The sequence below is a fragment of the Pseudomonas sp. NCHU5216 genome (assembly GCF_052156495.1).
Taxonomy (GTDB): Bacteria; Pseudomonadota; Gammaproteobacteria; order Pseudomonadales; family Pseudomonadaceae; genus Aquipseudomonas.
In genome coordinates this window covers 1-19,747 of the sequence record NZ_JBQLIX010000035.1, presented here as the reverse complement: position 1 = coordinate 19,747, position 19,747 = coordinate 1, and the positions used below count along the sequence as shown (strand labels likewise).

At 63.6% G+C, this 19,747-nt stretch carries 19 protein-coding genes; 10 read left to right on the top strand and 9 right to left on the bottom strand.

Annotation, left to right across the window (positions count from 1 at the left end):
- Window positions 1-11: 11 nt before the first annotated feature.
- The 4 genes from ACSVIK_RS20325 (at window position 12) to ACSVIK_RS20310 (ending at window position 3,313) form a co-directional block, all read left to right on the top strand.
- Window positions 12-515, top strand: a complete 504-nt coding sequence (locus tag ACSVIK_RS20325) for a phage infection protein (protein ID WP_442446026.1) — start codon at window positions 12-14, stop codon at window positions 513-515.
- Between the two features lie 179 nt (window positions 516-694).
- Window positions 695-2,029, top strand: coding sequence for a cell envelope integrity protein CreD (creD, locus tag ACSVIK_RS20320; RefSeq protein ID WP_442446025.1), 1,335 nt, complete (start codon window positions 695-697; stop codon window positions 2,027-2,029).
- Window positions 2,030-2,077: 48 nt separating this feature from the next.
- Window positions 2,078-2,380 (top strand): hypothetical protein, encoded by a 303-nt coding sequence (locus ACSVIK_RS20315; RefSeq protein ID WP_442446024.1) that lies wholly within the window; start codon window positions 2,078-2,080, stop codon window positions 2,378-2,380.
- A 144-nt stretch (window positions 2,381-2,524) separates the two neighbouring features.
- Window positions 2,525-3,313: a hypothetical protein gene (locus ACSVIK_RS20310; RefSeq protein ID WP_442446023.1), complete on the top strand. Its 789-nt coding sequence runs from the start codon at window positions 2,525-2,527 to the stop codon at window positions 3,311-3,313.
- A 106-nt stretch (window positions 3,314-3,419) separates the two neighbouring features.
- Here ACSVIK_RS20310 and ACSVIK_RS20305 read toward each other — a convergent pair whose 3' ends face one another.
- On the bottom strand, window positions 3,420-5,558 hold the full coding sequence (locus ACSVIK_RS20305; RefSeq protein WP_442446022.1) for a TonB-dependent siderophore receptor: 2,139 nt from the start codon (window positions 5,556-5,558) through the stop codon (window positions 3,420-3,422).
- A 234-nt stretch (window positions 5,559-5,792) separates the two neighbouring features.
- On the opposite strand from ACSVIK_RS20305, the gene ACSVIK_RS20300 reads away from it, so the two are divergent.
- From ACSVIK_RS20300 to rarD, 5 genes are all read left to right on the top strand, one after another.
- A complete protein-coding gene (locus ACSVIK_RS20300; RefSeq protein WP_442446021.1) occupies window positions 5,793-6,050 on the top strand; it encodes a DUF4212 domain-containing protein in 258 nt (85 codons plus the stop codon).
- A gap of 5 nt (window positions 6,051-6,055) precedes the next feature.
- A complete protein-coding gene (locus tag ACSVIK_RS20295) occupies window positions 6,056-7,825 on the top strand; it encodes a sodium:solute symporter family protein (RefSeq protein WP_442446020.1) in 1,770 nt (589 codons plus the stop codon).
- An 89-nt stretch (window positions 7,826-7,914) separates the two neighbouring features.
- On the top strand, window positions 7,915-8,421 hold the full coding sequence (locus tag ACSVIK_RS20290) for a hypothetical protein (protein ID WP_442446019.1): 507 nt from the start codon (window positions 7,915-7,917) through the stop codon (window positions 8,419-8,421).
- 205 nt (window positions 8,422-8,626) lie between these two features.
- Window positions 8,627-9,934 (top strand): prephenate-dependent tRNA uridine(34) hydroxylase TrhP, encoded by a 1,308-nt coding sequence (trhP, locus tag ACSVIK_RS20285; protein WP_442446018.1) that lies wholly within the window; start codon window positions 8,627-8,629, stop codon window positions 9,932-9,934.
- A gap of 99 nt (window positions 9,935-10,033) precedes the next feature.
- Complete coding sequence (gene rarD, locus ACSVIK_RS20280) at window positions 10,034-10,927, top strand: EamA family transporter RarD (protein ID WP_442446017.1); 894 nt, start codon at window positions 10,034-10,036, stop codon at window positions 10,925-10,927.
- 633 nt (window positions 10,928-11,560) lie between these two features.
- Here the strand turns inward: rarD and ureC are convergent.
- The 8 genes from ureC to ACSVIK_RS20240 form a co-directional block, all read right to left on the bottom strand.
- Entirely contained in the window at window positions 11,561-13,261 is a 1,701-nt protein-coding gene (gene ureC, locus ACSVIK_RS20275; protein ID WP_442446016.1) for an urease subunit alpha, read from the bottom strand.
- A gap of 77 nt (window positions 13,262-13,338) precedes the next feature.
- Window positions 13,339-13,644: an urease subunit beta gene (locus tag ACSVIK_RS20270; RefSeq protein ID WP_442446015.1), complete on the bottom strand. Its 306-nt coding sequence runs from the start codon at window positions 13,642-13,644 to the stop codon at window positions 13,339-13,341.
- Entirely contained in the window at window positions 13,641-14,174 is a 534-nt protein-coding gene (locus ACSVIK_RS20265) for a GNAT family N-acetyltransferase (RefSeq protein WP_442446014.1), read from the bottom strand. The genes ACSVIK_RS20270 and ACSVIK_RS20265 overlap by 4 nt, the downstream gene beginning before the upstream one ends.
- 4 nt (window positions 14,175-14,178) lie before the next feature.
- On the bottom strand, window positions 14,179-14,682 hold the full coding sequence (locus tag ACSVIK_RS20260; protein WP_442446013.1) for a GNAT family N-acetyltransferase: 504 nt from the start codon (window positions 14,680-14,682) through the stop codon (window positions 14,179-14,181).
- A 3-nt stretch (window positions 14,683-14,685) separates the two neighbouring features.
- Entirely contained in the window at window positions 14,686-14,988 is a 303-nt protein-coding gene (ureA, locus tag ACSVIK_RS20255) for an urease subunit gamma (protein ID WP_004425162.1), read from the bottom strand.
- 82 nt (window positions 14,989-15,070) lie between these two features.
- Window positions 15,071-15,907 (bottom strand): urease accessory protein UreD, encoded by an 837-nt coding sequence (locus ACSVIK_RS20250; RefSeq protein WP_442446012.1) that lies wholly within the window; start codon window positions 15,905-15,907, stop codon window positions 15,071-15,073.
- 264 nt (window positions 15,908-16,171) lie between these two features.
- A complete protein-coding gene (locus ACSVIK_RS20245; RefSeq protein WP_442446011.1) occupies window positions 16,172-16,690 on the bottom strand; it encodes a glycine cleavage system protein R in 519 nt (172 codons plus the stop codon).
- A 16-nt stretch (window positions 16,691-16,706) separates the two neighbouring features.
- Entirely contained in the window at window positions 16,707-17,174 is a 468-nt protein-coding gene (locus tag ACSVIK_RS20240; RefSeq protein ID WP_442446010.1) for a GNAT family N-acetyltransferase, read from the bottom strand.
- Between the two features lie 286 nt (window positions 17,175-17,460).
- Between ACSVIK_RS20240 and ACSVIK_RS20235 the strand changes: the two genes are divergently transcribed.
- Complete coding sequence (locus ACSVIK_RS20235; protein ID WP_442446009.1) at window positions 17,461-19,638, top strand: malate synthase G; 2,178 nt, start codon at window positions 17,461-17,463, stop codon at window positions 19,636-19,638.
- The last annotated feature ends 109 nt before the right edge of the window (window positions 19,639-19,747 follow it).

Genomic DNA, 19,747 nt, shown 5'->3' with positions numbered 1-19,747 from the left:
GGAGAACCACCATGAAAAAGCAAATCCTCGCCAGCCTCTTCATTGCCAGCTTGTCCGCCAGTGCTTTCGCCCTGCCGCAGATCACCGTCGAGCAGTCCAGCGCTCCCGTCGTGGCCGAAGATGGTGCTGATCGCGTCGGCCCGAACCGCGTAGCCGCCGATGGCGCTGACCGCGTAGGTGTCAATCGTGTCGCCGAAGGCGGTGCCGAACGTACCCTGGAGCGCTTTCGTGTTGCCGAAGACGGTGCTGATCGCGTTGGCCCGAACCGCGTAGCTGCCGATGGCGCTGACCGTGTAGGTGTCAATCGTGTCGCCGAGGGCGGTGCCGAACGTACCCTGGAGCGCTTTCGCGTAGCTGAAGACGGTGCAGATCGCGTTGGCCCGAACCGTGTCGCTGCCGATGGCGCCGACCGTGTAGGCATCAACCGTGTCGCCGAAGATGGAGCCGATCGCGTCGGTGCGAACCGCGTAGCTGAAGATGGCGCAGACCGTGTGGGTGCTGGCCGCATTAGCTGATCCGGTTCTCCATCACGCGGGAGCAGTCTTATGCCGCACTGCAGTTAGAAAGGGCGCCCTGAACCGGCGCCCTTTCTCGTTCACGCACTCTCCACACAATCTCCACGCTCGTCCCATACGTCTCCCACCGTCGCTGCCCAGACTCTGCCGTACCTTAAATCGCTACGGAGAGCCGTGCCATGAGCCGTACCCTGGGTTTCAAACTGGGCGCCATCGCCCTGCTGATGCTGTTATTGCTGATCCCTTTGCTGATGATCGATGGCCTGGTGGACGAGCGCCAGGGCCTGCGCCATCAGGTGCTGCAGGACATCGCCCGCAGCTCCAGCTACCGCCAGCAGATCACCGGGCCGATCCTGGTGCTGCCTTACGTCAAGACCACCCATGTCTGGAAGACCCGCGAGCAGACCGGCGAGCGCTATACCGAGGAGCGCCAGCAGCAAGGCAAACTCTACTTCCTGCCGGAGCGCTTCGAGCTCGACGGCCAGGTCAGTACCGAGCTGCGCGCCCGTGGCATCTACGAGGCGCGCCTGTACCACAGTGATAGCCAGATCCGTGGTCAGTTCCGCCTGCCAGCGCGTTTCGGCCTGGGCGATGACCTGGGCTTCTACAGCTTCGGGACGCCTTTCCTGGCGGTGGGCATCAGCGATATCCGTGGCATCAACAATGACCTCAAACTGCGCCTCAATGGCCAGACCCTGAGCTTCGCCCCAGGCACCCATGACAGCCGCTTCGGCGATGGCGTGCACGTACCGCTGCCGGCGCTGGACAGCCAGGGCGGGCAAGTGCTGGACTTTGCCTTCGATCTCAAGCTGCAGGGCACCGAGCAGCTCGACGTGGTGCCGGCGGGGCGTGACAGTCGCGTCAGCCTGAAGTCGGATTGGCCGCACCCGAGCTTCGTCGGCGAGTACCTGCCGAGCCGCCGCGAGATCACCTCCGAGGGCTTTTCCGCCGAGTGGCAGACCAGCTTCTTCGCCACCAATCTGGAAGAGGCGTTGCGCAGTTGTGCTGGCGAGAACCAGTGCCAGGGCCTGTTCGGCCGCAGCTTCGGGGTGAGCTTTGTCGACCCGGTGGATCAGTACCTGAAGACCGATCGCGCGATCAAATACGCGCTGCTGTTCATCGCCCTGACCTTCGCCACCTTCTTTCTCTTCGAGGTGCTCAAGCGCCTGGCCGTACACCCGGTGCAATACGCCCTGGTCGGCCTGTCGCTGGCGCTGTTCTACCTGCTGCTGTTGTCGCTCTCCGAGCACCTGCCGTTCGCCCTGGCCTATGGCTTGTCGGCGGGGGCCTGCGTCGGGCTGATCGGTTTCTACGTCAGCTTCGTGCTGCATAGCTGGCAGCGCGGCCTCGGTTTCGCCGCACTGCTGGCAGCACTGTACGGGATGCTCTTCGGCCTGCTCAGCGCCGAGGACTACGCCCTGCTGATGGGCTCGCTGCTGGTGTTCGGTGTGCTCGGCAGCGTGATGGTGCTGACGCGCAGGCTGGACTGGTATGGCGTTGGCCGCAGCGCTTGATGAGCAAGGGCGCGGCAAGGGCCGCGCCCCATTTCCGGAGGTGATCCCATGCGACTTCTCATGCAGTTTTCCGCGTGCCTGGGCCTTGGCCTGGTGGTGGCGGTGATGATCCTGATTGGCCTGATGTTCTTCGGCTGGTTCAGCCTGATCGATGGCCTGCTGCTGACCGGCAAGCCGCTGGCCAGTCTGAGCCTGACGGTGTTGCCGGAAGGTTTCTGGAACGGCCTGACCGGCCTGCACGACGCCGCCAACAACAGCACCTTGCATTCCTTCCTGGAGCTGTGCGCGGCGCTGGGTCAGGTCGGCCTGCTGCTGGCGCTGGGCTTCATGCGGTTGTGGTATCGGCCATGAGCGGGCATATCGGCTTGCGTGAGGAGGCACGTGCCGGGCACCTGCTGGCGCGGCGGATTGCTTGTTTGTTTCGCGATGCCCGTCATGGGCAGTGGTCGGTTGGCGGCGTAGACTCGCGGCACATTGAACGGGAGTGCTTCAAGGATGAACAAGAGACTGACCCTCGCCCTTGGTGGTCTGCTGCTGGCAAGCCTGGCGCAGGCCGATGACTGTCGGCAACAGTTGCCGACCTGGATCGAAATGGCCCATCCGGGTCATGGGGCTGGCCAGGCTCTGAAGGATGAACGTGGGCGCTACCGGGTGGATGCCGAACGGAGCATCTGCAAGGTATGGCCGGCGCGCCCGCATCTCACGCTGGTGGCGCTGCCGCTGATTCGCGCAGAGCATGATGGCTATGGGGAGACGGATCTGGAAGTGCTGGTGCTCGATAACCACCAGAAGCGCTTCGTGGCGCGTCTGGTCGAGCCTGATAAGTTGGATTGGGATGCGATCTTCATCGATGAGATGACCTTCGATACCGCGCCTTATCGCCTGCGTGGTGATGAATTGGCCTTTGGTGTTCGCATCAGTCGCCGCAACTGGTCGCGCATGAATCCCTTCAGTGAAACCGAGCTAACACTCTACGAGTTGAAAGAGAAAGGGTTGCGCTCGTTGATGGGGGCGCTGGTGGTGGAGAGCTTTGGTGGTGAACGAGACGACGATTGCACCGCGTCATTCGGCGAGGCCAAAGGCATTCTCATCGTCACGGGCAAGGTCGGCCGCGATGGATACCGCGATCTGATTTTCAAGCGAACTCATACTGGCAGACGCATGGTGGCAGCCGATGGCGAATGCCAGACGCTCGAGGATGATCCCCGCCGCGATCAGTTTCGTATTGAGTACGGCGACGAACGCTATCTGTCACCAATCGAGCTGGCCTCCGACCCGCTCTAAGGCTCATGGCCCGGATGCAATCCGGGGCCATGCGCCAGATCATCCCGGATTGCATCCGGGCTACACGCCATACGCCAGGTGAGCGTCGCCCACCTGGCGTTCGTGATTACAGGCTGACCGAAATTCCCGCCTGCAGCGTGCGCGGCTCGCCGGGGTAGGCCCAGACGTTCCAGGCGCGCTCTTCGTAGTGCTTGTCGAACACGTTGTTCAGGTTGAGGTTGATGCGCACGTTCTCGGTCAGCGGGTAGTAGGCCAGCAGGTCGACCAGGCCGTAGCCGTCCATGTCGAAGGTGTTGTTGCTGGTCTGGCCCTGACGCTCACTGACGTACTTGAGGCCAACACCCAAGCCCAGGCCTGCCAGGCGGCCACTGTCGAACTCATAGGTGTCGAGCAGGTTGAAGCTGTGCCGCGGCACGTTACCCAGGCGCGAGCCCACCGGCATGGTGGCGCTGGTGCTTTCGGTGACTTCGGCGTCGACGTAGGCATAGCCGCCGATCACCCGCCACTGCGGGGTGATGTTGCCGGCCAGGTTGATATCGAAGCCACGGCTGCGCACTTCGCCAGCGGCGATTTTGCGAGTGGTATCCAGCGGATCGTCGGTCAGCACGTTTTCCTTGACGATATGGAACAGGGCCGCGGTGAGGCTGAAGTCGCGGTCGAACATGTCGTACTTGATGCCGACTTCATGAGCGATGCCTTTTTCCGGGTCGAAGGCATTACCGGAGCGATCCGCGCCACGATTGGGCTTGAACGAGCGCGAGGTATTGGCGAATACCGCCAGCTCGTCGGTCAGGTCATAGATCAGGCCAAAGCGCGGGGTCACGGAGTTATGTGCCTGATCCCAGTCTCCGTTGACATTGGGCCGCTTGTCCACGTAGCTCTGCTCGAAGCGCTCGATACGCGCGCCTACCTGGGCTTTGAGGCGCTCGGTGAGGGCGATCTGGTCTTGCAGATAGAAGGCGTAGGACTTCAGCGTCTCGGCGTCGTGGGTGGTCGGATCGGAAACTAACCCGGGTAGCGGCTGGCCGTGTACCGGGTTGTACAGGTCGATGGGATAAGCGCCGCCGCCCGCCGAACGGATGATCAGCGAGTTGTAGTTGAACTTGTCGTACTCCACGCCCGCCAGCAGGGTGTGGGCGAAGCCGGCGAGGTCGAAGTTGCCTTCGGCATTGGCCTGGACGTTGACGTCGTTCCAGTTCAGCCAGCGCTCGTTGTAGTTGCGCCCGACGGTGCTGCTGCCTGCTACCAGGCCGGTATAGGCGTTGCTGTTGTTCTCCACGGCACCGCCGTAGATCTCGCCATCGAGGTACTGCACGCCGCCGCGCAGCGTCCAGCTATCGTTGAGCAGGTGCTCGATGCGCAGTTGCGTGGTGGCGTTCTCGTTGGTCAGCTTGCCGGCGGCTTTCTCGCCGAGGAAGCGATCACGCGGCAGTTTGCCGTCCTGATTGGAGTAGCGGGTGACGCCACGGTCGAGCGGGTGGCGGTTGTGCAGGTAATCACCTTCGAGGGTGATGGCGGTGTCATCGTTGAGCTGCCAGCGCAGCACCGGGGCGACGCTGTAGCGCTCGCTCTCGACGTCGTCGCGGAAGCTGTCTGCGCCTTCGGCTGCCAGGTTCAGGCGATAGGTGAAGGCGGCCTGCTCGTCCAGCGCGCCGGTGGTGTCCAGGGTGCCACGACGCAGGCCCTGGGTATTGACCTGGCTGCCCAGTACGGTACGGCGCTCGGCCTGCGGTTGCTTGGTGACGATGTTGAAGGTACCGCCGGGGTCGCTACGACCATAGAGCATGGCCGCCGGGCCACGCAGCACTTCGATGCGCTCGATGGTATTGGCGTCGGGCATGTTGGGGTAGCCGCGGTTGACGGCGAAACCGTTGCGGTAGAACTCCTGGCTGTTGAAGCCGCGGATGAGGAATTCGGTCAGGCCCTGGCCACCGAAGTTGTTGCCGCGCTCCACGCCACCGGCGTAGTCGAGGGCATCTTCCAGGCGCACCGCGCCAATGTCTTCCACCACCTGCTCCGGCACCACGCTGATCGACTGCGGGATGTCGTGGATCGGCGTGTCGGTGCGGGTCGCGCTGGCCGAGCGGGTGGCGCGGTAGCCGGCCACGGGGCCGTCGGCTCGCTCGCCTGCGGCATTGATCTGCAGTTCTTCCAGCGCCAGCGGTGCGTCGCTGCCCGTGGCGGCGAAACTGGAGTGACAGGTGATGGCAGGGAGAGCAAGTAGCGGGACGACCAGGCGACGCATTCGCAGATCCTTGGAGAGGGTGGGTGGAATCAGGGGCGCATAGTAATGTTGTAGAGAACTATTATCAATTGTAGTTGTCCTCGGTCGCAACGCGGTCTGGCTCAGCGTCGGCGCAGGCTTTCGGGGTGGGGGAGGGGGTAGGGCGGGCAGCTAATACCAATGTCTATCTATTGGCTTTTGCTCAGCTACTGCTAGCTTGAAGGTGCATCAGAATAACAATAACCGGAGGCATCCATGACTTCTGATAAAACCGCAGCAGCGTACTGGAAGGCGAACGTCCGCCTGATCACCCTGAGCCTGGTCATCTGGGCACTGGCTTCGTACGGATTCGCCATGATCCTGCGGCCCATGCTCACCGGCATCGTGGTCGGCGGAACCGATCTCGGCTTCTGGTTCGCGCAGCAGGGCTCCATCCTCGTCTTCATCGGGCTCATTTTTCACTACGCGTGGCGAATGAACAAACTCGATAAAGAATTCGGCGTCGAGGAGTAGTGGTCATGAGCCAATTCGCAATCAACATGCTGTTCGTGGGCGCGTCCTTCGCCCTCTACATTGGTATCGCCATCTGGGCCCGTGCCGGTTCCACCAAGGAGTTCTACGTCGCCGGTGGCGGCGTGCATCCGGTCACCAACGGCATGGCCACCGCCGCCGACTGGATGTCCGCTGCCTCCTTCATCTCCATGGCCGGGCTGATTGCCGCCGGCGGTTATGCCAACTCCACCTTCCTCATGGGTTGGACGGGCGGCTACGTGCTGCTGGCCATGCTGCTGGCGCCCTACCTGCGCAAGTTCGGCAAGTTCACCGTGCCGGATTTCATTGGTGATCGCTTCTACAGCCGTGGCGCGCGCCTGACGGCGGTGATCTGCCTGGTGATCATCTCCGTCACCTACGTGATCGGGCAGATGGCCGGTGCTGGTGTGGCCTTCTCGCGCTTCCTCGAAGTGAGCAATTCCACGGGTATCTGGATCGCCGCGGCGGTGGTGTTCGCCTATGCCGTGTTCGGCGGCATGAAGGGCATCACCTACACCCAGGTGGCGCAATACGTGGTGCTGATCATCGCCTACACCATTCCGGCCATCTTCATCTCCCTGCAACTGACCGGTAACCCCATTCCGCCGCTGGGCCTGTTCAGTGATCACGTCGACTCCGGCGTGCCGCTGCTGCAGAAGCTCGATGAAGTGGTGCGTGATCTGGGCTTCGCTGCCTACACCGCCGATGTCAGCAACAAGCTCAACATGGTGCTGTTCACCATGTCGCTGATGATCGGTACCGCCGGCCTGCCGCACGTGATCATCCGCTTCTTCACCGTACCGCGCGTGGCTGATGCCCGTTGGTCCGCCGGTTGGACGCTGATCTTCATCGCCCTGCTGTACCTCACCGCACCGGCCGTGGCCTCCATGGCGCGTCTGAACCTGGTCACCACCATCTATCCGGAAGGTACTTCTGCCCCGGCGCTGACCTATGCCGAGCGTCCGCAGTGGATCAAGACCTGGGAGCAGACCGGCCTGATCCAGTGGCAAGACAAGAACGGCGACGGTCGCATCCAGATGTACAACGACGCCGCCCCGGCCTTCACCGCCACCGCTCAGGAGCGCGGCTGGAACGGCAACGAGCTGACCGTCAACAACGACATCCTGGTACTGGCCAACCCCGAGATCGCCAACCTGCCAGGTTGGGTGGTCGGCCTGATCGCAGCGGGTGCCATCGCGGCGGCGTTGTCCACCGCAGCCGGGTTGTTGCTGGCGATTTCCTCGGCGATCAGTCATGACCTGATCAAGACCCTGATCAACCCGAGGATCAGTGAGAAGAACGAGATGATCGCGGCGCGGATATCGATGGCGTGCGCGATTCTGCTGGCCACCTATCTGGGCCTCAATCCGCCGGGCTTCGCCGCACAGGTGGTGGCCTTGGCCTTCGGGATAGCCGCGGCGACCCTGTTCCCGGTGCTGATGATGGGGATCTTCTCCAAGCGCATGAACGACAAGGGCGCCATCTGCGGCATGGTGGTCGGCCTGGTGGTGACGCTGCTGTACATCTTCACCTACCTGGGCTGGTTCTTCATACCGGGCACCAACAGCCTGCCGAACACCCCGGATCAGTGGTTCATGGGCATCTCCCCGGCTTCCTTCGGCTCCGTCGGTGCGCTGATCAACTTCGCCGTGGCGTTCGCGGTGTCGCGCGTCACTGCCGCACCGCCGCAGGAAATCCAGGATCTGGTGGAAAGCGTGCGTACCCCCAAAGGTGCTGGCGCGGCTCTGGGTCACTGAGCATAATCCCGGCCTGACGCCACTATCGCGTGGCCAGGGTCTAACAGGCGGGCCTCCATTGGAGGCCCGTGCTATTTCAGGAATCCCCCATGTTGTGGACTTTGCTCGCCATCGTGGTAGCGGGGCTCGGCGCTGCCGGCGTAGCCCTGTTGCTGCGCAAACTCACCGGCAATCGATTGCCGAAATGGATCGTTCCGCTGTTCGGCGGCCTCGGCATGCTGGGCTACCAGATCGTCTACGAGTATTCCTGGTTCGACCACCAGCTCGAGCGGCAGCCGCCCGAGTCTGTAGTGGTGGCCAGTGAGGCCGGCCATGTGTTCTGGCGCCCGTGGAGCTACTTCCTGCCGATTACCACGGCCTTCACCGTACTCGACAGCAAGAGCATCGTGCGCCGCCAGGTGGGCGATGCGCAGGTGGCCGAGTTCATGCTGTATCGCTTCGAGAAGCAGCACATCGATCACGTTTCGCACCAGGCGCATCTGCTCAACTGCCAGACCGGCGAGCTGCTGCCGCTCGATGCCCAGCAGCAACCCGTGATGGCGCAGCTCAAGCGTATCGACAAGGACGAGGTGCTCTATCGTCAGGTTTGTCGCTAGCGGGCCCTTGCGCTGAGCGTGGCGGCATCGGTGCGCACGGCGCACCCTACGGGTGCCTTTTACGCCGGATATTGCTTAGGGTGCGCTGTGCGCACCACCACGGCGTTCACTCGGGCGCTTTTCCGCGCATCGATAGACCCAGATCAATGCCGGCGTCGTGCCGTTCTCTAGAATCGCCAGCCCCCAGATTCCCGAGCTTGCGGTCATGCCCCGTTTTCCCGAACTGCTGTCGCCGGCCGGCAGCCTCAAGAACATGCGCTATGCCTTCGCCTATGGCGCCGACGCGGTGTATGCCGGGCAACCGCGCTACAGCCTGCGGGTACGCAACAACGAGTTCGACCACGCCAACCTGGCCATCGGCATTGCCGAGGCGCACGCTCAGGGCAAGCAGTTCTATGTGGTGGTCAACATCGCCCCGCACAACGCCAAGCTGAAGACCTTTCTCAAGGATCTGGAACCGGTGGTGGCGATGGCGCCCGATGCGCTGATCATGTCCGACCCCGGGCTGATCATGCTGGTGCGCGAGCATTTCCCGCATATGCCGATCCATCTCTCCGTGCAGGCCAATGCGGTGAACTGGGCCAGCGTCGAGTTCTGGCGGCGCCAGGGCCTGAGCCGGGTGATCCTCTCCCGCGAGCTGGCGCTGGAAGAGATCGAGGAGATCCGCCAGGCGGTGCCCGACATCGAGCTGGAGGTGTTCGTCCATGGCGCGCTGTGCATGGCCTATTCCGGGCGCTGCCTGCTGTCGGGCTACATCAACCGCCGCGACCCCAACCAGGGCACCTGCACCAACGCTTGCCGCTGGCAGTACCAGGCCACGCCAGCCGGAGAGAACGAAACCGGCGATATCGTGCAGCTGGTCGAACCCACCCTCGGCCAAGGCGCGCCGACCACCCAGGCCTTCCTGCTGGAGGAGGCGAGCCGCCCCGGCGAGCAGATGGCCGCCTTCGAGGACGAGCACGGCACCTACATCATGAACTCCAAGGATCTGCGCGCACTGCAGCACGTGCCAAGGCTGCTGGCCATGGGCGTGCACTCGTTGAAGATCGAGGGCCGCACCAAGAGTCACTTCTACTGCGCACGCACGGCCCAGGCCTACCGACGCGCCATCGACGACGCGCTGGCCGGTAGGTCCTTCGACATCGCTCTGATGCATGACCTCGATGCGCTGGCCAACCGTGGCTATACCGAAGGTTTCCTGCGCCGCCACGTGCATGATGAATACCAGAACTACCAGCGCGGCAACTCCCTTGCCGAGCGCCAGCAGTTCGTCGGCGAACTGACCGGCGAACGCCGTGGCGAACTGGCCGAGGTGCAGGTGAAGAACCGCTTCGAGCTGGGCGATACGCTCGAACTGATGACCCCGCAGGGCAATCTGCGCTTCACTCTGGAGCACCTGGAAAACCGTCACGGCGAGCGTATCAGCGTGGCGCCGGGGGACGGCCACCGGGTATTCCTGCCGTTGCCAGCCGCCGTCGATCTGGCGTATGCGCTGCTGTTGCGTGACCTCTAGCAGGTAGCTTTTCAACGCTCTGCTAGCAGGTCATCGACAGACAAGAAGGGGGCTAGGCGACTAGAATTCGGCGCTCGTCATTCATCGCAAGGAGCCCTGATGACCACCGCCAACCCGCAACGCGGGTATCTGCTGGGCCTGACCGCATACATCATCTGGGGCCTGTTTCCCATCTACTTCAAAGCGCTTCAGGCCGTACCGGCGCTGGAAATCATCGTGCATCGCGCGCTCTGGTCGGCGCTGTTCGGGGCTTTGCTGCTGGCCGTGTGGAAGCACCCAGGCTGGTGGCGCGAATTGCGTGAGCATCCCAAACGCCTGTTGGTGCTGGCCGGCTGTGGCCTGCTGATCGCCAGCAATTGGCTGATCTACGTGTGGGCGGTGAACAACGACCGCATGCTCGAAGCCAGCCTGGGCTACTACATCAACCCGTTGGTGAACGTGCTGCTTGGCTTGCTCATCCTCGGCGAGCGTCTGCGCCGTCTGCAGTGGCTGGCCGTGGGCCTGGCGGCCCTCGGCGTGCTGCAGCAGGTGTGGCAGGTGGGCAGCTTGCCCTGGGTATCCCTGGCATTGGCGCTGAGCTTCGGTTTCTATGGCCTGATTCGCAAGCAGGCGCCGGTGGCGGCGCTGCCTGGGTTGGTGGTGGAAACCTGGCTGTTGCTGCCGGTGGCGCTGATCTGGCTGGCTCTGCACCCGGCGGCGATGAGCAGCCAGGGCGAGTTCTGGAGCAGCGGCGAGGTGCTGTTGCTGGCCCTGGCCGGCCCCATCACCCTGATCCCGTTGGTGTGTTTCAACGCCGCTGCGCGGCATCTGCCATACACCACTCTGGGCTTTCTGCAGTACATCGCCCCGACTCTGGTGATGCTGCAGGCGGTGCTGCTATTCGGCGAGCATTTCGACCCCGCCAAGCTGATGGCCTTCGCCTGCATCTGGGCGGGGTTGGTGGTCTATAGCCTGGATATCTGGATCAATTCGCGCCGGCGTGTGGTGGTGTGAGTTTTTGGGGGGATTGAGAGCGGACTGACAAATTTGTGTGTTGGATGTTCTTGCGCCTGTTCCGAATTGCCGCGTTTTTGTTGATGTTTTTGGTTTCGCCCTCCCGGGCGAGTCACTTTGCGGGCAAAGTAACCAAAACCTTCCGCCCGATCATCCGGCCCTCGCTTCGCGAGGGTTCGCTCACTCCATCGCCGCTCCAGAGGCCCGCCACGGTGGGCCATCCATGGCCCATCGTGGCTTTCGCGGCATCCATGCCGCTCAACCTCTTCCACGGCGATTGCGTTCGCCCTCCTGGGCGGGCTCTGCACGCGCCTGAACCTCCGGTAACTCTTTGGGACTCTGTCGCTTGAATTTAAGGTCAGCCTAGGGGCTGACCGAAGAGCAGCCGCACGAATGAAAGTTTTGGTTTAACTCGACGACCCATATGCGATTTCACAGACACTAGAACACGCTGAGCAACCTATGGAATGCCCACTCGCTCAGTCGCCCGAGGGGGCGAACCCCGGAATCTCTGAAAACACCGAGGCGGCGTCCAAAACACTCAACGAGCCAACACACAAACTAACCAGTCCGGTGCCAACCGATAAGCTGCGCAAACCCCGGCTCGCCTGCCGTGCAGGCGAGCCGCCATGATCAGAACAGGAAATATCGCTGCGCCATCGGCAGCACCTCGGCCGGTTCGCACCAGAGCAACTGGCCATCGGCCTTGACCTGATAGTTCTGCGCATCCACCTCGATATTGGGCAGGTAGCCGTTGTGGATCAGGTCGGTCTTCTGCACCTCGCGGCAGCCTTTGACCACGCCGATCTGCTTCTGCAAACCGAGCTGCTGCGGCACGCCGGCGTCGAATGCCGCCTGGCTGATGAAGGTGATGCTGGTGGCATGGCGGCTGCCGGCGTAGCTGGCGAACATCGGTCGGTAGTGCACCGGTTGCGGCGTCGGGATCGAGGCGTTGGCGTCGCCCATCAGGCTCGCAGCAATCGCCCCACCCTTGAGGATCAGCGTCGGCTTCACGCCGAAGAAGGCCGGGCGCCAGAGCACCAGGTCGGCCCACTTGCCCACTTCGATGGAGCCCACTTCATGGCTGATGCCATGGGTGATGGCGGGGTTGATGCTGTATTTGGCGATGTAGCGCTTGACGCGGAAGTTGTCGTTGCCCGGCGCGTCTTCGGGCAGTGCGCCGCGCTGCTTCTTCATCTTGTCGGCGGTCTGCCAGGTGCGGGTGATCACCTCGCCGACGCGGCCCATGGCCTGGCTGTCGGAGCTGATCATGGAGAAGGCGCCGAGGTCGTGGAGGATGTCTTCGGCGGCGATGGTTTCGCGGCGGATACGGCTCTCGGCGAAGGCCACGTCCTCGGCGATGCTCGGGTCGAGGTGGTGGCAGACCATGAGCATGTCCAGATGCTCGTCGATGGTGTTCTTGGTGAAGGGCCGGGTCGGGTTGGTCGAGCTGGGCAGCACATTCGAGAACCCACACGCCTTGATGATATCCGGCGCATGGCCGCCACCGGCACCCTCGGTGTGATAGGTGTGGATGGTGCGGCCCTTGAAGGCGCCAAGGGTGGTTTCGACGAAGCCGGATTCGTTCAGCGTGTCGGTGTGGATCGCCACCTGCACGTCGTACTGGTCGGCCACGCTCAGGCAGTTGTCGATGGCGGCCGGAGTAGTGCCCCAGTCCTCGTGCAGCTTGAGGCCGATGGCGCCGGCCTTGACCTGCTCGATCAAGGGCTCGGGCAGCGAGGCATTGCCCTTGCCGGTAAAGCCCAGGTTCATCGGGAAGGCGTCGGCGGCCTGCAGCATGCGCGCCATGTGCCACGGCCCGGAGGTGCAGGTGGTGGCGTTGGTGCCGGTGGCCGGGCCGGTGCCGCCGCCGATCATGGTGGTCACGCCGCTCATCAACGCCTCTTCGATCTGCTGCGGGCAGATGAAGTGGATATGGGTGTCGATGCCGCCAGCGGTGAGGATCATGCCTTCGCCAGCGATCACCTCGGTGCCGGCGCCGATGGCGATGGTCACGTCCGGCTGGATATCCGGGTTACCGGCCTTGCCGATGGCGGCGATGCGCCCGTCCTTGAGGCCGACGTCGGCCTTGACGATGCCCCAGTGGTCGATGATCAGCGCGTTGGTGATCAGGGTGTCGACCACCTCGGCGGCGCAGAGTTGACCCTGGCCCATGCCGTCGCGGATCACCTTGCCGCCGCCGAACTTCACTTCTTCGCCGTAGGTGGTGAAATCCTTCTCGACTTCGATCCACAGGTCGGTATCGGCCAGGCGCACCTTGTCGCCGACGGTGGGGCCGAACATATCGGCGTAGGCTTGGCGGGAAATCTTCATTGAATGCCCTCGTAGGGTGCGCTACGCGCACCACGGCTATCGGTGTTGTGTCTGGTGCGCGCAGCGCACCCTACGGGTTATAGATCGCCCATGATCCGCCCGGCGAAGCCGAACACGCGGCGCGCGCCGGCCAGGTCGACCAGCTCCACCTCGCGGCTCTGCCCCGGCTCGAAGCGCACGGCGGTGCCGGCGGGGATGTTCAGGCGCATGCCGCGTGCGGCGGCGCGGTCGAACAGCAGGGCGTCGTTGGTCTCGAAGAAGTGGTAGTGCGAGCCGACCTGGATCGGTCGGTCGCCGCTATTGGCCACGGACAGGGTCAAGGTGCGGCGACCGGCATTGAGCTCGATCTCGCCGTCGGCAATCTGGTATTCGCCAGGAATCATGGTGAAGGCCTCGCAAGCGTCTTGTAGTAGATGGCATTGGCCCGGTAGGTGCCGTCCGGGCCGCAGGCGTAATCGGGTAGGCCACCGATGCACTGGTAGCCGAGGTGGCGATAGAGCTGTTCCGCGTCGCTGCCCGCTTCGGTATCGAGGTACAGCAGGCCGCGCTTGCGGCTCGCCGCTTCCTGTTCGACGGCCTGCATCAACAGGCGGGCGATACCGCGTCGGCGCGCTTCGCTCAGCACCAGCAGCTTCTGGATTTCCGCGCGGTTCAGGCCATTGGGCTTCTGGCACAGGCTGAGTTGCACGCTGCCCAATACCTCGCCGCGTTCGTGTGCGATCCAGAGCAGCAACGAACCCTCCAGTAGCGCCGCCTCTACCTGAGCGAAATAGGCATGGGCGCCCTGGGCGTCGAGGTCAGCGAGAAACCCCACCGAAGCACCGTGCTCGACCGCATCGAGCAGCAGGGCGATCAGGCCCTGGCGGTAAGCGGCGAAGTCGTCGGAGGTGAGCATGTGCAGTGTCACGTCCATGGGGTCACTCACCGAGGATCAGTTGCATAAAGGTCAGATCCAGCCAGCGGTCGAACTTGCGGCCGACCTGGGGCATCTGCCCGCTGGTGACGAAACCGAGGCGCTGGTGCAGGCGGATCGAGGCGGTATTTTCCGATTCGATGGCCCCCACCATGACATGCAGCTTGGCCGCTCTGGCCCGTTCGATCAGCGCCTGCATCAGCACCGGCCCCAGGCCTTTTCCGCGTTGGTCGGCACGCACGTAGACCGAGTGCTCGACGGTGTGCTTGTAGCCATCGTGCGGGCGCCAGGCGCCATAGCTGGCATAGCCGAGCACCTCGCCGGTTGCATCGCGCGCCACCAGCACGGGAAAGCCCGCTGCCGTGCGCTCGGCCAGCCAGGTGCGGCGGTTGGCGAGATCCACCAGCGTCTCGTTCCAGATCGCCGTGGTGAACTCCACCGCGTCGTTGTAGATGGCCAGGATGCCGGGCAGATCGGCTTCACCGGCATCCGTGATCGAGTGGGCCATGGTTCAGGCGATCGGTTGGTGGACGGTCACCAACTTGGTGCCGTCGGGAAAGGTGGCTTCGATCTGGATTTCCGGGATCATCTCCGGTACGCCCTCCATCACCTGATCGCGAGCCAGCAGGGTGGTGCCGAAGTGCATCAGCTCGGCCACGGTCTGGCCGTCGCGGGCGCCTTCGAGCAGGGCGGCGGAGATATAGGCCATGGCCTCCGGGTAGTTCAGCTTCACCCCACGGGCCAGGCGGCGCTCGGCCACCAGGCCGGCGGTGAAGATCAGCAGCTTGTCTTTCTCGCGTGGACTCAGATCCATCGTGTTACTCCCTTGGGGCGTATGCCAGGCATCGCCGGAATGCCTGTGGTGGTAGGGCGGATGTCGCTTTTTACGTTCGCCGTCATGTGCTCCAGATTCTTGGTGGCACTGCCTCGCGCCCCAGCAGCGCCGGGCGTAGCAGGCGCCACAGGGCGATCAGCCAGGCCCGCGCCTTGAGCGCTTCGCTGGCCAGGCAACGGGCGACCAGCAGGCCGGAAAGCTGGCTGAGGTCGCCGCGCACGCCGTCGATCTTCAGTTCACGGCAGCGCTCCAGCAGGTCGGCGTCCACCTCGCCACTTACCAGCAGGGTGGCGAATACTGGCTGGCCGTCGAGGCCGATGGGTGAATCCAGCAGGCCGTCGCCGCCTGCCATGCGCTGGCGTTCGTGCCAGAGCAGCTTGCCGTCGCGGCGGATATCCAGCGCGGCCTGGAAATGGCCGCTGGTGAAACGTTCGTCGGCAGCCGGGCGGCCCAAGGCGATGATGTCCCAGTACAGCAGGCGGGCGTCGCCGTGCAGGTCGATCTGCGTGTGCAGTTCGGCCTGGGCGCCGGCGTAGATGATGGTTTCCTGCGGCAGCCATTCCAGGGTGGCGCCAGCTTCCACGCGCAGGCGTAGATCCTGATGGGCGACGCCAGCGGCGCGATACCACTTGGCTGCCCCGGGACTGGTGAGCTGTACCCAGGTGCCTTCGCCGGCATGGGCCGAGATATCCAGGCGGTCACCCCCGGCGATGCCGCCAGGCGGGTGGACGATGATGTGCTGGCAGACCTCTGGCCCTTCTGCATACAGATGCTTTTGCACTCTAAGTGGGCCAAGATGGCGCCTCTGCACTGGAGTGGTGCGTTCGCCATGCCGCGCGTAGGCCAGCTCCAGCTCGGCGGGCCAGCTCGGCGTGAACAGGGTGGCAGGCAGATTCATGGCAGGGCAGGGATTCCACGGGTAGTTGACCGAGTGGGCAAGCAAGAGGCGTGCCCTGAACCAAATCGGTGCGTGGAAGGCACGTGCCGGGCAAGCGGTGTTACGCCTGCCCCTGTGAGCCAGCACAAGTCATTGATCCTGCTCGTTTTTTGTTCGCTCAGCGGAAAGCCCCGGCGCACTAGTCAGGGCGTCGAGGCTCCCCAGCTTATCCACAGCTTGATCCACGCAAGCCGTGGATAGCTGGGCGTTGCATCCGCCCTGGCTTCATTCCTCCTGGCGCAGGTTCAGCTCCACCATCAGATCGTCGGCCAGGGTTTCCAGGCGCGCCTGCAATTGCTCCAGTGGCAAGGTTTCGGGCACCGCCAGCAGAGCTTCGGCGGTGAACAGCAACTCGCCGCTCATCGGCGCCGGGGCGACCTCGGTGAGCAGGCTTTCCAGGTTGATCCCCTGTTCGGCCAGCACGCGGGTGATGTCGCGCACGATGCCGGGGCGGTCATTGCCCACCAGCTCCAGGCGGATCGAGCTGAAACGCCCACCCGGCTCGCTACCGCTGGCCGCCAGTTGCACACGGATGCCCTGTGCGCTCATGGCCTCGAGATCCTTGATCAGGCCGCCATGTGCCTCGGCCGGCAGTTCCACCCGCACGATCCCGGCGAACTGCCCGGCCATGCGCGCCATGCGACTTTCCAGCCAGTTGCCACCGTGGGCGGCGACGCAGCCGGACAGGCGCTCGACCAGGCCCGGTTGATCTTCGGCAATCACTGTCAATACCAGATGATCCATCTACAGCCTCTCTAATTCACAGGGTTCCAGTGGACTGATCGCCAAGCGCCAGCCAGTAGGTGAAGAACTGCTCGTCCCGAATGTAACCCAGGCGCTCGTACAGGCGCTGCCCGGCAAGGTTGGTCTTGGCCGTTTCCAGTTGCAGGCCACAGGCGCCATGCGCTTCGGCATGGGCACGAGCAGCATTCATCAGCGCTTCGCCAACACCGGCACGGCGCGCGTGCTCTTCGACGTACAGATCGCTGAGCAACCAAGCCGGGCGCAGCGCCAGGGATGAGTGGAAGGGGTAGAGCTGGACGAAGCCTTGCGCTCGGCCACCCTCATCGCGGGCGATCAACAGTTGCGCATCGCCCTGAGCCAGCCGTGCACCGAGGAAGGCACGGATGTCCTCAGCGCTGCGCGGCACTTCATAGAAGCGCAGGTAGGCCGCGAACAGCGGGACGAGGTCGCTCAGGTCGGATGGGCTTGCGGCGGTAACGAGCATGGCATTCTCCAACGGGGTCGTTGCAGTATAGGCGGGCAGGCGCTCAGGGCATTGTTCTCAATAGTCAGTAATCCTGTATACAAAAAACAGGTTTGTATGCTGCAATGCCTTGGACTGCTGGCTTCAGGATTTTGCATGTGACTGAAATTAGAACTTTGGTCGCGGACTGACGCCCTTCCGGTGCATTTTCCAGAAATCTTGATGTAGTATGCCGCGCCAAGGACTACAAGACGGCCAGACCGTCTCCGATGCGGCTATCGTAAAGCTCTAGAGAGTGAGGCAAGTGATGACTGAACGCGTTCAAGTCGGTGGCCTGCAGGTCGCCAAAGCCCTGTACGACTTCGTGAACAACGAAGCCATTCCTGGCACCGGCCTCGCTGCCGACAAGTTCTGGGCCGGTGCCGCCGCGGTGATCGGCGAGCTGGCACCGAAGAACCGCGCTCTGCTGGACAAACGCGACGAGCTGCAGGCGCAGATCGACGCCTGGCACCAGGCGCGCAAGGGCCAGGCCCACGACGCGGCTGCCTACAAGGCCTTCCTCCAGGAAATCGGCTACCTGCTGCCGGAGCCAGCCGACTTCCAGGCCAGCACCACCAATGTCGATGAAGAGATCGCCCAGCTCGCCGGCCCGCAACTGGTGGTGCCGGTGATGAATGCGCGCTTCGCCCTGAACGCCTCCAACGCCCGCTGGGGCTCGCTGTACGATGCCCTCTACGGCACCGACGTGATCAGCGAAGAAGGCGGTGCCGAGAAGGGCAAGGGCTATAACAAGGTGCGTGGCGACAAGGTTATCGCCTTCGCCCGTGCCTTCCTCGACGAGGCGGCGCCGCTGGGCGCTGGCTCCCATGCCGACGCTACCGGCTATCGCATCGAAGGCGGCAAGCTGGTGGTTTCCCTCAAGGGTGGCAGCAACAGTGGTCTGCGCGACGACGCGCAACTGGTTGGCTTCCAGGGCGAAGCCAGCGCGCCGATCGCCGTGCTGCTCAAGCACAACGGCCTGCACTTCGAGATCCAGATCGACGCCAACAGCCCCATCGGCAGCACCGACGCCGCCGGCGTGAAAGACGTGCTGATGGAAGCTGCGCTGACCACCATCATGGACTGCGAAGACTCCGTCGCCGCCGTCGATGCCGATGACAAGGTGGTGGTCTACCGCAACTGGTTGGGCCTGATGAAGGGCGACCTGGCCGAGGAAGTGTCCAAGGGCGGCCAGACCTTCACCCGCACCATGAACCCGGATCGCGTCTACACCAAACCGGACGGCTCCGAGCTGACCCTGCACGGCCGCTCGCTGCTGTTCGTGCGTAACGTCGGCCACCTGATGACCAACCCGGCCATTCTCGACGCCGCTGGCAACGAGATTCCGGAAGGCATTCAGGACGCGCTGTTCACCAGCCTGATCGCCATTCACAACCTCAATGGCAACACCACGCGCAAGAACACCCGCACCGGCAGCGTGTACATCGTCAAACCGAAGATGCACGGCCCGGAAGAAGTCGCCTTCACCAGCGAGATCTTCACCCGCGTCGAAGAGGTGTTGGGCCTGCCGCGCAACACCCTGAAGGTCGGCATCATGGACGAGGAGCGCCGCACCACGGTCAACCTCAAGGCCTGCATCAAGGCTGCCAGCGAGCGTGTGGTGTTCATCAACACCGGCTTCCTCGACCGCACCGGCGACGAGATCCACACCTCCATGGAAGCCGGCGCGGTGGTGCGCAAGGCGGCCATGAAGAGCGAGACCTGGATTGGCGCCTACGAGAACAACAACGTCGACGTCGGCCTGGCCACCGGCCTGCAGGGCCGCGCGCAGATCGGCAAGGGCATGTGGGCCATGCCGGATCTGATGGCCGCCATGCTCGAGCAGAAGATCGCCCACCCGTTGTCCGGTGCCAACACCGCCTGGGTGCCGTCGCCGACTGCTGCCACCCTGCACGCGCTGCACTACCACAAGGTCGACGTGTTCGCCCGTCAGGCCGAACTGGCCAAGCGCACCCCGGCCTCGGTGGACGACATTCTGACCATCCCGCTGGCCAAGGACACCAACTGGAGCCAGGACGAAATCCGCAACGAGCTGGACAACAACGCTCAGGGCATCCTCGGTTACGTGGTGCGCTGGATCGACCAGGGTGTGGGCTGCTCCAAGGTGCCGGACATCAACGACGTCGGCCTGATGGAAGACCGTGCCACCCTGCGTATTTCCAGCCAACTGCTGGCCAACTGGCTGCGCCACGGCATCGTTACCGAAGCGCAGGTGGTCGAGAGCCTCAAGCGCATGGCGCCGGTGGTGGATCGGCAGAACGCCAATGACCCGCTGTACCGCCCGATGGCCCCGGACTTCGACAACAACGTCGCCTTCCAGGCCGCGCTGGAGCTGGTGATCGAGGGCACCAAGCAGCCCAATGGCTACACCGAGCCAGTGCTGCATCGTCGTCGTCGCGAGTTCAAGGCCAAGAACGGGCTGTAAGCCGTCAACGAAAAAAACCGCCTCGATGAGGCTAATGCTGTTCACTTAAGCATTTGAGCCCCCGCGGGGCTTCCACGAAAATCCGATGCCAGGCTTCTGGTATCGGATT

Excerpts from the sequence above, each read along its gene's own strand:
- ACSVIK_RS20265 (WP_442446014.1), bottom strand. The coding sequence starts at position 14,174 with ATGGACGTGACACTGCACATGCTCACCTCCGACGACTTCGCCGCTTAC.
- ACSVIK_RS20290 (WP_442446019.1), top strand. The coding sequence starts at position 7,915 with ATGTTGTGGACTTTGCTCGCCATCGTGGTAGCGGGGCTCGGCGCTGCC.
- ACSVIK_RS20240 (WP_442446010.1), bottom strand. The coding sequence starts at position 17,174 with ATGCTCGTTACCGCCGCAAGCCCATCCGACCTGAGCGACCTCGTCCCG.
- ACSVIK_RS20315 (WP_442446024.1), top strand. The coding sequence starts at position 2,078 with ATGCGACTTCTCATGCAGTTTTCCGCGTGCCTGGGCCTTGGCCTGGTG.
- ACSVIK_RS20310 (WP_442446023.1), top strand. The coding sequence starts at position 2,525 with ATGAACAAGAGACTGACCCTCGCCCTTGGTGGTCTGCTGCTGGCAAGC.
- ACSVIK_RS20300 (WP_442446021.1), top strand. The coding sequence starts at position 5,793 with ATGACTTCTGATAAAACCGCAGCAGCGTACTGGAAGGCGAACGTCCGC.
- ACSVIK_RS20245 (WP_442446011.1), bottom strand. The coding sequence starts at position 16,690 with ATGGATCATCTGGTATTGACAGTGATTGCCGAAGATCAACCGGGCCTG.
- rarD (WP_442446017.1), top strand. The coding sequence starts at position 10,034 with ATGACCACCGCCAACCCGCAACGCGGGTATCTGCTGGGCCTGACCGCA.
- creD (WP_442446025.1), top strand. The coding sequence starts at position 695 with ATGAGCCGTACCCTGGGTTTCAAACTGGGCGCCATCGCCCTGCTGATG.
- ureA (WP_004425162.1), bottom strand. The coding sequence starts at position 14,988 with ATGGATCTGAGTCCACGCGAGAAAGACAAGCTGCTGATCTTCACCGCC.
- trhP (WP_442446018.1), top strand. The coding sequence starts at position 8,627 with ATGCCCCGTTTTCCCGAACTGCTGTCGCCGGCCGGCAGCCTCAAGAAC.
- ACSVIK_RS20325 (WP_442446026.1), top strand. The coding sequence starts at position 12 with ATGAAAAAGCAAATCCTCGCCAGCCTCTTCATTGCCAGCTTGTCCGCC.
- ACSVIK_RS20305 (WP_442446022.1), bottom strand. The coding sequence starts at position 5,558 with ATGCGTCGCCTGGTCGTCCCGCTACTTGCTCTCCCTGCCATCACCTGT.
- ACSVIK_RS20295 (WP_442446020.1), top strand. The coding sequence starts at position 6,056 with ATGAGCCAATTCGCAATCAACATGCTGTTCGTGGGCGCGTCCTTCGCC.
- ACSVIK_RS20250 (WP_442446012.1), bottom strand. The coding sequence starts at position 15,907 with ATGAATCTGCCTGCCACCCTGTTCACGCCGAGCTGGCCCGCCGAGCTG.
- ACSVIK_RS20260 (WP_442446013.1), bottom strand. The coding sequence starts at position 14,682 with ATGGCCCACTCGATCACGGATGCCGGTGAAGCCGATCTGCCCGGCATC.
- ureC (WP_442446016.1), bottom strand. The coding sequence starts at position 13,261 with ATGAAGATTTCCCGCCAAGCCTACGCCGATATGTTCGGCCCCACCGTC.
- ACSVIK_RS20270 (WP_442446015.1), bottom strand. The coding sequence starts at position 13,644 with ATGATTCCTGGCGAATACCAGATTGCCGACGGCGAGATCGAGCTCAAT.
- ACSVIK_RS20235 (WP_442446009.1), top strand. The coding sequence starts at position 17,461 with ATGACTGAACGCGTTCAAGTCGGTGGCCTGCAGGTCGCCAAAGCCCTG.